The 10763-nt window shown below is 63.7% G+C and carries 10 protein-coding genes; 8 read left to right on the top strand and 2 right to left on the bottom strand.

Features of this window, described 5'->3' with window-relative positions:
• Window positions 1-109 precede the first annotated feature (109 nt).
• The 4 genes from tatC (at window position 110) to EOA60_RS06050 (ending at window position 3803) form a co-directional block, all read left to right on the top strand.
• Window positions 110-976 (top strand): twin-arginine translocase subunit TatC, encoded by an 867-nt coding sequence (gene tatC / locus EOA60_RS06065; protein ID WP_095778424.1) that lies wholly within the window; start codon window positions 110-112, stop codon window positions 974-976.
• A gap of 109 nt (window positions 977-1085) precedes the next feature.
• Window positions 1086-2390, top strand: a complete 1305-nt coding sequence (gene serS / locus EOA60_RS06060; RefSeq protein ID WP_095825610.1) for a serine--tRNA ligase — start codon at window positions 1086-1088, stop codon at window positions 2388-2390.
• 4 nt (window positions 2391-2394) lie between these two features.
• Complete coding sequence (gene surE, locus EOA60_RS06055) at window positions 2395-3153, top strand: 5'/3'-nucleotidase SurE (RefSeq protein WP_095825609.1); 759 nt, start codon at window positions 2395-2397, stop codon at window positions 3151-3153.
• Entirely contained in the window at window positions 3150-3803 is a 654-nt protein-coding gene (locus EOA60_RS06050) for a protein-L-isoaspartate(D-aspartate) O-methyltransferase (RefSeq protein WP_095825608.1), read from the top strand. Before surE ends, EOA60_RS06050 begins: the two co-directional genes overlap by 4 nt.
• A 60-nt stretch (window positions 3804-3863) precedes the next feature.
• Here EOA60_RS06050 and EOA60_RS39615 read toward each other — a convergent pair whose 3' ends face one another.
• Window positions 3864-3986 (bottom strand): hypothetical protein, encoded by a 123-nt coding sequence (locus tag EOA60_RS39615; protein ID WP_280950705.1) that lies wholly within the window; start codon window positions 3984-3986, stop codon window positions 3864-3866.
• Between the two features lie 464 nt (window positions 3987-4450).
• Between EOA60_RS39615 and EOA60_RS06040 the strand changes: the two genes are divergently transcribed.
• A complete protein-coding gene (locus EOA60_RS06040) occupies window positions 4451-5977 on the top strand; it encodes a LysM peptidoglycan-binding domain-containing M23 family metallopeptidase (RefSeq protein WP_095825606.1) in 1527 nt (508 codons plus the stop codon).
• A 101-nt stretch (window positions 5978-6078) separates the two neighbouring features.
• Here EOA60_RS06040 and EOA60_RS06035 read toward each other — a convergent pair whose 3' ends face one another.
• Complete coding sequence (locus EOA60_RS06035) at window positions 6079-6951, bottom strand: ATP-binding protein (RefSeq protein ID WP_095825605.1); 873 nt, start codon at window positions 6949-6951, stop codon at window positions 6079-6081.
• A gap of 267 nt (window positions 6952-7218) precedes the next feature.
• Between EOA60_RS06035 and yajC the strand changes: the two genes are divergently transcribed.
• The 3 genes from yajC to EOA60_RS06020 all read left to right on the top strand — a co-directional run bounded on the left by yajC (window position 7219) and on the right by EOA60_RS06020 (window position 10684).
• On the top strand, window positions 7219-7557 hold the full coding sequence (yajC, locus tag EOA60_RS06030; protein ID WP_095825604.1) for a preprotein translocase subunit YajC: 339 nt from the start codon (window positions 7219-7221) through the stop codon (window positions 7555-7557).
• Between the two features lie 55 nt (window positions 7558-7612).
• The gene (gene secDF / locus EOA60_RS06025) at window positions 7613-10168 is read left to right on the top strand and encodes a protein translocase subunit SecDF (protein WP_095801856.1); all 2556 of its coding nucleotides are present in this window, start codon (window positions 7613-7615) and stop codon (window positions 10166-10168) included.
• Window positions 10169-10294: 126 nt separating this feature from the next.
• The gene (locus EOA60_RS06020) at window positions 10295-10684 is read left to right on the top strand and encodes an Mth938-like domain-containing protein (protein ID WP_067329577.1); all 390 of its coding nucleotides are present in this window, start codon (window positions 10295-10297) and stop codon (window positions 10682-10684) included.
• Window positions 10685-10763: the final 79 nt, after the last annotated feature.

The following is a 10763-nucleotide window of genomic DNA, read 5'->3' as shown; positions in this document are numbered from 1 at the left end:
CCGCAGCGCCTGCTAAGGAAGCGGCACCCAAGGTTGAGGCCAACCCCGCGGCGAAGAAGCCGGCCGTGAAAAAGGCCGCCGATGCCAAGAAGACGGCAGGAGCCGCCAAGTGAGCGTCTCGGACAAGGAGAGGGAAGAGATCGAAAAATCCTCGGCGCCGCTGATCGAGCACCTTGTCGAGCTGCGCCGGCGGCTGATCTGGTCGCTGGGCGGCTTCTTCATCGCCTTCCTCGCCTGCTTCTTCTTCGCCAAGCGCCTGTTCAACCTTCTGGTCGTCCCGTTCAAATGGGCGACGCAATGGGCTGGGCTCGACCCGCACAAGGTCGAGCTGATCTACACGGCGCCGCAGGAGTTCTTCTTCACCCAGGTGAAGCTCGCCATGTTCGGCGGCATGGTCATCGCTTTCCCGCTGATCGCCACGCAGATCTATAAATTCATCGCGCCGGGTCTTTACAAGAACGAACGCAGCGCCTTCCTGCCGTTCCTGATTGCGTCGCCCATCCTGTTCCTGATGGGCGCCTCGCTGGTCTATTTCTTCTTCACCCCGATGGTGATGTGGTTCTTCCTCGCCATGCAGCAGGTCGGCACCAACGACCAGGTGCAGATCTCCTTGCTGCCGAAGGTGTCGGAATATCTCAGCCTGATCATGACGCTGATCTTCTCCTTCGGCCTGGTGTTCCAGCTGCCGGTGGTGACTAGCCTGCTGACGCGCGTCGGCCTTCTGTCGTCGCAGGCGCTGGCCGAGAAGCGCAAATGGGCGATCGTCATTGCCTTCGTCGTCGCCGCGGTGTTGACCCCGCCCGATCCGATGAGCCAGATCGGCCTCGCTCTTCCGACCATCGTGCTCTACGAGGTCGCGATCTTCACTTCGCGCCTGATCGAGCGCAGCCGGGAGCGCGACCGTCTGGCGCGCGACAGGCAGGAAGAGGCAGGCAGCGCTGTCGCCGGAAAGACGCCGGACGCGCCGTCAACCTAGCGCTAAAACCTGGTCCCAGGCCTGAAAAACACGGCTGCCGGCTGCTGCTGTCTTGCATCGATCAGGGATGCGGTTTACGCCCTCGAACCTTACTCGAGGACGGAAAGCCATGCTTGACATCAAATGGATTCGCGACAACCCGAAGGCCCTTGTCGAAGCGCTGGTGAAGCGCTCGTGGTCTGCTGAGGACGCCCAGTCCGCCGTCGAAGATCTGATCGCCAGGGACGAGGAGCGGCGCACCCATCTCAGCGAATTGCAGGTCAAGCAGGAGCGCCGCAATGCCGCTTCGAAGGAGATCGGCAATGCCATGCGCTCGGGCGAGGCCGCGCTTGCTGAAAAGCTCAAGGCCGAGGTCGGCGAGATCAAGGCGTTCATCCAGAACGGCGAGGCGCGCGAGCGCGAGCTCGACCAGGCGCTGAACGACTCGCTTGCGGTCCTGCCCAACGTGCCGCTCGACGACGTGCCGGTCGGCAAGGACGAGCACGACAATGTCGTCAAGCGCGTCGTCGGCGATGTGCCGACCCGCCCGAACTGGGTGAAGGAGCATTTCGAGATCGGCGAAGCGCTCGGCATGATGGATTTCGAGCGTGCGGCGAAGCTGTCCGGCTCGCGCTTCACGGTGCTGAAGAGCCATCTGGCGCGCATGGAGCGCGCGCTCGGCCAGTTCATGATCGACCTGCACACGACAGAGCACGGCTATGAGGAGATCCAGCCGCCGCTGATGGTGCGCGACGAGGTTCTCTTCGGCACCAACCAGCTGCCGAAATTCGAACTGGACCTGTTCTTCACGCCGCATGGCGACGGACGGCTGGGCCTGATCCCAACCGCGGAAGTGCCGCTCACCAACCTGGTGCGCGAGGAGATCACGCCGCATGAGAAGCTGCCGCTGCGCTACACGGCGCTGACGCCGTGCTTCCGCTCGGAAGCGGGCTCGGCCGGCCGCGACACGCGCGGCATGCTGCGCCAGCACCAGTTCTACAAGGTCGAGCTGGTGTCGATCACCGACCAGGAAAGCTCGCTCGCCGAGCATGAGCGCATGACGCAATGCGCCGAGGAGGTGCTGAAGCGGCTCGGCCTGCCGTTCCGCACGGTGACGCTCTGCACCGGCGACATGGGCTTTGGCGCACGCAAGACCTACGACATCGAGGTCTGGCTGCCGGGCCAGAACGCCTATCGCGAAATCTCGTCCTGCTCGGTCTGCGGCGACTTCCAGGCGAGGCGTATGGATGCCCGCTACAAGGACAAGGACAGCAAGGGCAACCGCTTCGTGCACACGTTGAACGGCTCCGGCACCGCGGTCGGCCGCGCTCTCATCGCCGTCATCGAAAACTACCAGAATGAGGACGGCAGCGTAACCATTCCTGAAGTGCTGCGGCCTTACATGGGTGGTCTTGCCAAGATCGAATCGAAATGAGTTCATGCGCATCCTGCTGACCAATGACGACGGCATCCACGCCGAAGGCCTTGCGTCGCTCGAGCGCATCGCCCGAACGCTCTCGGATGACGTCTGGGTGGTGGCGCCCGAGCAGGACCAGTCCGGCTACGCGCATTCGCTTTCGATCTCGGAACCGCTCAGGCTGAGGAAGGTCGGCGAGAAGCATTTCGCAGTGCGCGGCACCCCCACCGACTGCGTCATCATGGGCACGAAGAAGATCCTCCCCGGGCCGCCTGACCTCATCCTTTCGGGGGTCAACTCCGGCGCCAACATCGCCGACGACGTTACTTATTCGGGCACGGTGGCCGGCGCAATGGAGGGGGCGCTGCTCGGTATCCGTTCGATCGCGGTCAGCCAGGCCTATTCCTATCTCGGCGAGGACCGCGTCGTCCCTTACGAGACGACCGAAGCGCTGGCGCCGGCGCTGCTCGAAAGGCTGATCGCAACGCCGCTGCCGGAAGGCGTGCTGCTCAACGTCAATTTCCCGAACTGCGCACCCGACGAAATCGAGGGCACGGTCGTCACCGCGCAGGGCAAGCTCGTGCACAGCCTTTGGGTCGACGAGCGCCGCGACGGTCGCGGTCTGCCTTATTACTGGCTGCGCTTCGGCCGGGAGCCGGTCGAAGGCAAAAAGGGCACCGATCTTTACGCGCTGCGCAACCGGCTGGTGTCGGTGACGCCGCTGCAGCTCGACCTCACCGCCCATGAACTCCGCGACCAGCTGACCAAGGCGCTGTCATGACCATGGCTATCGACGACCGTGAAGGTTTCGCCGCTTTCCTGCTGCGGCTGCGCGGCAGGGGCACGGCGCCGAAGGCACTGGTCGCTGCTTTCGAGGCGACTCCGCGGCGCGGCTTCCTATCCGCGCAGTTCCATTCGATGGCCTGGTCGGAAGGCATGCTGCCGATCGAATGCGGCGAGGCGATCGAGGGCGCGGACCTGCAGGCGGCGGTGGTTGCGGCTTTGGCCATCGAGCCGGGCAACCGCGTGCTCGAGATCGGCACCGGGTCCGGCTATACGGCAGCCGTGATGTCCAGGCTTGCCGCGCGAGTCGTCAGCGTCGACCGCTACAAGACCTTGACCGAGCAGGCAAAGCAGCGTTTCGAGGCGCTCGGCATCAGCAATGTCATCGTACGCCAGGCCGACGGCTCCAACGGCCTGCCCAACGAAGGGCCGTTCGACCGCATCATCGCCTGGGCGGCCTTCGACAGTCTTCCGCGCTTCCTGCTCGATCAATTGTCGAGCGGTGGCGTCGTCATCGCGCCGATCGGCCCGGAGGAGGGCGAGCAGGTGCTGGCCAAGCTCACCAAGGTCGGCAGCCGTTTCGAGCGCGAGGACATCGGCCTGGTCAGGCTGCAGCCGGTCCTGCGCAGCGTCGCCGCGGTGATCTAGCGCGCCAGCCCTGCGATCGACGGCTAACCGCGTCGAACGCGGCTGCGACCATCACTCCAGTCAGCCACCCCAGCGGTAGTTCAGGTGCAAACCAACGAGATCGACATCCTGATCGATGCGCTCGGTGCTGAAGGGGCCCCCGCGCGCGCCAACGACCGTGAAGGCGGTGGTCTTGTCGGGCATGAACAGGTGAGTATTCGATCGCGAGTGACCAATTCGGGGCAAAGCCATATTCAAGACCGGCACCCAAGGCACCGCCCCAGCGGGTCTGATCGTCTGTCTCGCCGGCGGTCGTGTCGGGGGAAAAGAGAACATCGAAACGGTCGTGAGTCACGGCCGCGCCTCCCTTGACGTAGAAGAGGGCGTTGTCGACGCTGTACCCGACTTGGGCGGTCAGCAAGCCAAACCAAGCGAAGGCGTGGTCGTGTGAGGGTGGTGCCGCTGCTCGCCCGGTCTCATTTCGTGCGATTCGCCGGTTCCCGAGACGTCCGTCTCGTCTCGGCCGGCACGATCTGTCCGGACTTGGTCGCGCCTGTCGAAAAATGCTTTAAGAAAATTTTCGGCGGATTCTAATGGGTTAACCGGCCAGTAACATTAACGCGCTTTAATCATGACCAGTTTGTACCGGGTCTGTGCGGGTTAGTGCGATGCAATTCAATGGTTTGAAGGCAAACGGACGCAATCTGGCGCGCGGCTGCGCCGTCCTCATGATCGCCGGTGCCGCGGCAGGCTGCAGCTCCCAGGCGATGCGCTTCAATGGTGTCGACGACGTGTTCACATCGTCCACCAACAATCAGCGCGCCATCATCAACAAGCAGAATGTCGACCAGCCCTATCCGGGCGATACGGTCGCGCCGGCGCCTGTCGACGGCAGTCACACCCAGTCCGTGAGCCGCTCCAGTCTCGAGCCGGTGACGTCCCAGCAATTGCCGCCGCCCTCGGCGCCGGCCGCCGCCAAGCCGATGCGCACCGCCTCGGCCCCGGCACTCGCGCCGGCCCCCGTCGCGCCGCATCTGGACAGGACGGCCACCAACACCGTCGCCCCGGCCGCGAAGCCGTTCAAGACCGCCGAGCCCGACGCGGTGCGCAACGCAAGCGCGGCGCCGCACGCGACCGAGATCGTGGTGAGGGAAGGCGAGACGATTTCCGGTCTGGCCCGCCAATATCATGTGCCGGCCGATGCGATCATCAAGGTCAACGGGCTCGATGCCAACAAGGGCATCAGAACCGGCCAGAAGATCGTCATTCCGGCCTATGCCTATTCGAGCAAGGGCGGGCCGAAGGTTGCCGACAGCACCAAGCCCGCCAACACACCGAAGCAGCCCGCCGGCGCGCCGGAGAAGGTTGCCGTGCTGCCGCAGCAGCCAAAACTCAAGGACGGCAAATCCGCCGCGCAGGTCGATGCATCGGCGGCGGCCAGCGGTTCGAAGAGCGCCACGCCCGCCCAGATGGCCGAGGCAAAGCCGGCCGGCGCCGGCGGTACCTACACCGTTCAGCAGGGCGATTCCCTGTCTTCGATCGCCCGCAAGACCGGCGTCGGCGTCACGGCGCTCAAGCAGGCCAACGGCATGAAGGACGGCCTCTTGAAGATCGGCCAGACGCTCAAGGTTCCGGCCGGCGGCACCGTTGCCGTCGCTGCGGCGAAGCCTGTCGCGACCAAGCCGACCGTCGATCCGGTGACGACGGCAACCACGCAGCCGCCGGCAAAGACCACACCGTCGGAGACGCTCGCCTCCTACACGCCGCCGAAGAAGGACGCCAAGGTCATCCAGCAGGCCGAGGACGACGATGCAGTGGCGCCGGATGCGACCGGCATCGGCAAGATGCGCTGGCCGGTGCGCGGCCGCGTCATCTCCGGCTTCGGCTCCGGCAAGGACGGCGTCGACATCGCGGTGCCGGAAGGAACGCCGATCAAGGCGGCCGAAAACGGCGTCGTCATCTATGCCGGCGACGGCCTCAAGGAGTTCGGCAACACAGTGCTGGTGCGCCACGAGAACGGCCTGGTCACCGTCTACGGCCATGCCAGCTCGATCGAGGTGCAGCGCGGCCAGAAGGTCAAGCGCGGCCAGGAGATCGCGCTGTCCGGCATGAGCGGCACCACGGACTCGCCGAAGCTGCACTTCGAGGTGCGCAAGAACTCTGCTCCGGTCGATCCGAGCGGCTATCTCGAATAGAACAAGAACAAATTGCGGGCCGCCTGACCTCCAGTCCGGCCCGCCGGCTTCAGCCCGCTCCGCCAGGAGCGGGCTTTTTCACTGCAGCCGGTGATGGGCTATCAGTCCTTGAGCGGCTTGCCGAGGCGTCCGGCAAGATCCTGGGTGAACTGCCAGGCGACGCGGCCGGAGCGGCTGCCGCGCGTCGTTGCCCATTCCAAGGCTTCCGCGCGCAACGTCTCGGGATCAATCGCGAGGGCATGGTAACGGACATAGCCGTCGATCATGTCGAGATATTCGTCCTGCGAGCATTTGTGGAAGCCGAGCCACAGGCCGAAGCGGTCGGAGAGCGAGACTTTTTCCTCCACCGCTTCCGACGGGTTGATCGCGGTCGAGCGCTCATTGTCGATCATATCGCGCGGCAACAGATGGCGCCGGTTCGACGTGGCGTAGAAGATGACATTGGCCGGGCGGCCCTCGACGCCGCCTTCGAGCGCTGCCTTGAGCGACTTGTAGGAAGTGTCGTCATGGTCGAAGGAAAGATCGTCGCAAAACAGGATGAAGTGGTAGGGCGCCGCCTTCAAAAGGCTCATCAGCTTGGGCAGGGTGTCGATGTCCTCGCGATGGATCTCGATCAGCTTCAGCGGCCGGTCGAGCTTGTCCGAGGCATTGACCTTGGCGTGCACGGCCTTGACCAGCGACGACTTGCCCATGCCGCGCGCGCCCCAGAGCAGCACATTGTTGGCGGCGAAGCCGGACGCGAAGCGCTCGGTGTTGTCGAGCAGGATGTCGCGGACCCGGTCGACGCCGCGGATCAGGCCGATGTCGACGCGATTGACCTTGTGGACCGGCTCCAGGTAGCCGGGATCGGCCTGCCAGACGAAGCAATCGGCCACGCCGAGTTCGGTCTCGGGAACCGGTGGCGGGGCGAGACGGGAGACCGCGTCGATCAGGCGGTCGAGCTTTTTGTTCAGGGCATCCAGGCTATCGGTCATTTCCGGTCTTTTTAACTTGGCAGTCACGGAACGTGAAACGGATCCGCGGCTGCGCACCAAGAACCAACTGCAAGCTTCTGTTGTAGCACGATCTTTTCGGCCGGCTCCAACCGGCTTCCGGCTGCGACGCTCTAGCACGCGCCAAACGGCTGGAAAAGCAACGGATTCTGCGGGTCGCGCAGTTGCATTGGCAACTTTACCGACTATATTCCGGCCAAAATTTCGCGGGGCCGTCCCGGCGGTATTTCACCATCCAGGAGTTTCTTGATGTTCGTCACACCGGCATACGCCCAAGGCGTCGGCACCTCGCCCGATATGTTCATCAGCATTTTGCCGTTTGTCCTGATTTTCGTGATCATGTATTTTCTGATCATCAGGCCGCAGCGCACGCAGTTGAAGAAGCGCCAGGAAATGCTGGCCGCAGTGCGCCGCGGCGATACGGTGGTGACCGGCGGCGGTTTCGTCGGCAAGGTGACCAAGGTGATCGACGACAATGAACTGGAGATCGACCTTGGCGGCGGGACCAAGGTGACGGCGCTGCGCTCGACGATCTCCGAGGTGCGCGTCAAGGGCGAGCCGGTGGCGAACCAGAACGCCAAGAAGTAATCACCACCTCGATGGCGGAACGCTGCCGCTTGTACGCCTGAACGGATAAGAACTAATGCTTTATTTCTCGCGCCTGAAGATGATCCTGATCTGGCTGGCCGTGGCCGTGACAGTGGTCCTCGCCGCGCCCAACCTGTTTCCGGCAAGCATGCTGGCGCAACTGCCGAGCTGGGTGCCGAAGCGGCAGATGACGCTCGGCCTCGACCTTCAGGGCGGCTCGCACATCCTGCTTGAAATGAATCAGAACGATCTGATCAAGGATAGGATGGAGACGACGCGCGACGAGATCAGGACGCTGCTGCGCGAGGCCAATCCCAAGATCAACTACACCGGCCTTTCCGGTTCCGGCCGCACCGTGCAGGTTCGCATCACGGACCAGGCTCAACTCGACCAGGCCAAGAAGGTCCTGAAACCGCTGACCGATCCGGTGGCGGCGGGACTGTTCAGCGGCGGCTCCATCCAGGAAATGTCGCTGGATGACTCCGAGCCCGGCCTGCTCAAATTCACGGTCACCGACGCCGGCCTGAAATACCGCACCTCAACGGCTCTGTCGCAGTCGATCGAAGTGGTCGAGCGCCGCGTCAACGAGCTCGGCACGACCGAGCCGATCGTGCAGCGGCAGGGCGACGACCGCATCCTTGTCCAGGTGCCGGGCCTGCAGGATCCGCAGCGGCTGAAGGAGATCCTCGGACAGACCGCCAAGCTGACCTTCCAGATGGTCGACCAGTCGATGCCTGTGCAGGATGCGCTGAAGGGCCGTCCGCCCGCAGGCTCTTCCGTCCTCTACTCGCAAGACGATCCGCCGGTCCCCTATCTCATCGAAAACCGCGTCATCGTTTCCGGCGAAAATCTGGTCGACGCGCAGGCGACCTACAATTCGCAGACCAACGAGCCGGTGGTTTCATTCCGTTTCGATTCCAAGGGAGCGACACGGTTCGGCCAGGCGACGGCGCAGAATGTCGGCAAGCTGTTCGCCATCGTCCTCGACAACCAAGTGATTTCGGCGCCGCAGATCCGTGAGCCGATCCTGGGCGGTACCGGGCAGATTTCCGGCAATTTCACCCCGCAGAGCGCCAATGACCTTGCCGTGCTGCTGCGCGCCGGCGCGCTGCCGGCAACGCTGACGGTCATCGAAGAGCGAACGGTCGGTCCAGGCCTCGGCCAGGATTCCATCCATGCCGGCAAGGTGGCGGGCGTGATCGGTTCGATCCTCGTCGTCGCCTTCATGTTCGTCGCATACGGCTTCCTCGGCTTCCTCGCCAACATCGCGCTGGCCGTCCACGTGGCGATGATCGTTGCGCTGCTGTCGCTGCTGGGCGCCACGCTCACTTTGCCCGGCATCGCCGGCATCGTGCTCACCATCGGCATGGCGGTGGACTCCAACGTTCTGATCTATGAACGCATTCGAGAGGAGCGGCGACTTGGCCGCTCGGTGATCCAGTCGATCGACACCGGCTTCGCCAAGGCGCTGGCAACGATCGTCGACTCCAATGTCACGTCGCTGATTGCCACCGTGGTGCTGTTCTGGCTGGGCACAGGACCGGTCAAGGGTTTCGCCATCACCTATGCGATCGGCATTCTGACCACCGTTTTCACCGCCTTCACCTTCACCCGCATGCTGGTGTCGATCTGGCTGCGCCGCGCCCGTCCGAAGGAATTGCCGCGCGCGCCGGTCACCTTCATTCCGCCCGGCACCAGGATCCCGTTCATGGGTATCCGCCGCTGGACGTTCGCTTTGTCCAGCATCTTGTCGATCCTGTCAGTTGTCGGGTTCCTCACCATCGACATCAATTACGGCATCGACTTCAAGGGCGGCTCGATGATCGAGGTGCAGTCCAAGCAGGGCGACGCCGATCTCGGTGACATCCGCAACAGGCTCTCCGAGCTCAACATCGGCGAGATCCAGGTGCAGCAGTTCGGCGCGCCGAACGACGTTCTGATCCGCGTCGGCACGCAGGACGCCGGCGAGAATGCCGAGCAGACCGTCATCGACAAGGTGCGCGGCGAACTGCAGGACCAGTATGACTTCCGCCGCGTGGAGGTGGTCGGACCGACGGTCTCCGGCGAGCTCGCCAAGCAAGGCACGATCGCCATGCTCATCGCGCTGGTCGGCATCCTGCTCTATGTGTGGTTCCGCTTCGAGTGGCAGTTCGCCGTCGGCGCCATCATCGCCACGGTGCACGATGTGGTGATGACCATCGGCTTCTTCGTCATAACCGGACTGGAATTCAACCAGTCGTCGCTCGCGGCGATCCTGACCATCATCGGCTACTCACTCAACGACACCATCGTCGTCTATGACCGCGTCCGCGAAGACTTAAGAAAATACAAAAAGATGCCGTTGCCGCAGCTGTTGAACAACGCCATCAACGAGACGCTGTCCAGAACCACGCTGACCTCGGTGACCACCATCCTTGCGCTGTTGGCACTGGTGCTGTTCGGCGGCGAGGTGATCCGCTCCTTCACGCTGGCGATGCTGTTCGGCGTGGTGTTCGGCACCTATTCGTCGATCTTCATCGCCGCGCCGCTGCTGATCCTCTTCAAGCTCAGGCCGCAGGCCGCAGCCGCCGAAGAGACCAAGCCGGCGAACGGCAAGGCCGTGGCGACCTGAAGCCGTCAGAGCCGGATGATCTCAGGTCGAGTCGAACTGAGATCTGGATCCGCTCTAAATCAAAGAGATAGAGCATAATGTCGTCCGAAAACCGCTCCACCCTTTTCGGCATCATGCTCTAGCCCCATGGCCAAAGGCATCGTCATCCGAGAGGCGCATTTCCCGGGCAGGGCGCCGGTCGAGGCCTATGGCAATGGCGGGTTCCGCTTTGCCGACATGTCGCATCGAGGCTCGCTGCTGTGCCTGCCGTCCGGTATCCATGGCTGGGAGCCGGCCGATCCGCTGGCGCTAAAAGCTTCGGACTTCGACAAGCTGTTCGCCCAGGCCGACAAGGTAGAAATCCTGCTGGTCGGCACCGGCAAGGATCTGCGGCCGCTGCCGGCTGCACTCCGCTCCGCGCTGAAAGAGGCCGGCATTTCGGCCGACCCGATGTCGACGGGCGCGGCCGTGCGCACCTACAACGTGCTGCTGGCCGAGGACCGTGCCGTGGCCGCAGCGCTGATCGCCGTCGATTGATGGCCGGCATGCCCAACATGGTCATGGATGCGGTGCGTGCCGCAGACCATGATCGCTATCTGTCCGCGCTCTACGCGCC

This window comes from Mesorhizobium sp. M1A.F.Ca.IN.020.06.1.1, assembly GCF_004023265.1.
In the GTDB taxonomy this organism is placed as follows: domain Bacteria; phylum Pseudomonadota; class Alphaproteobacteria; order Rhizobiales; family Rhizobiaceae; genus Mesorhizobium.
The sequence above is the reverse complement of the archived record's forward strand: the minus strand, read 5'-3'. Positions and strand labels throughout refer to the sequence as shown.

Coding starts and splice junctions, on each gene's coding strand:
- surE (WP_095825609.1), top strand. CDS start 2,395: ATGCGCATCCTGCTGACCAATGACGACGGCATCCACGCCGAAGGCCTT.
- EOA60_RS06040 (WP_095825606.1), top strand. CDS start 4,451: ATGCAATTCAATGGTTTGAAGGCAAACGGACGCAATCTGGCGCGCGGC.
- EOA60_RS06050 (WP_095825608.1), top strand. CDS start 3,150: ATGACCATGGCTATCGACGACCGTGAAGGTTTCGCCGCTTTCCTGCTG.
- EOA60_RS06035 (WP_095825605.1), bottom strand. CDS start 6,951: ATGACCGATAGCCTGGATGCCCTGAACAAAAAGCTCGACCGCCTGATC.
- EOA60_RS06020 (WP_067329577.1), top strand. CDS start 10,295: ATGGCCAAAGGCATCGTCATCCGAGAGGCGCATTTCCCGGGCAGGGCG.
- yajC (WP_095825604.1), top strand. CDS start 7,219: ATGTTCGTCACACCGGCATACGCCCAAGGCGTCGGCACCTCGCCCGAT.
- secDF (WP_095801856.1), top strand. CDS start 7,613: ATGCTTTATTTCTCGCGCCTGAAGATGATCCTGATCTGGCTGGCCGTG.
- EOA60_RS39615 (WP_280950705.1), bottom strand. CDS start 3,986: ATGCCCGACAAGACCACCGCCTTCACGGTCGTTGGCGCGCGCGGGGGC.
- serS (WP_095825610.1), top strand. CDS start 1,086: ATGCTTGACATCAAATGGATTCGCGACAACCCGAAGGCCCTTGTCGAA.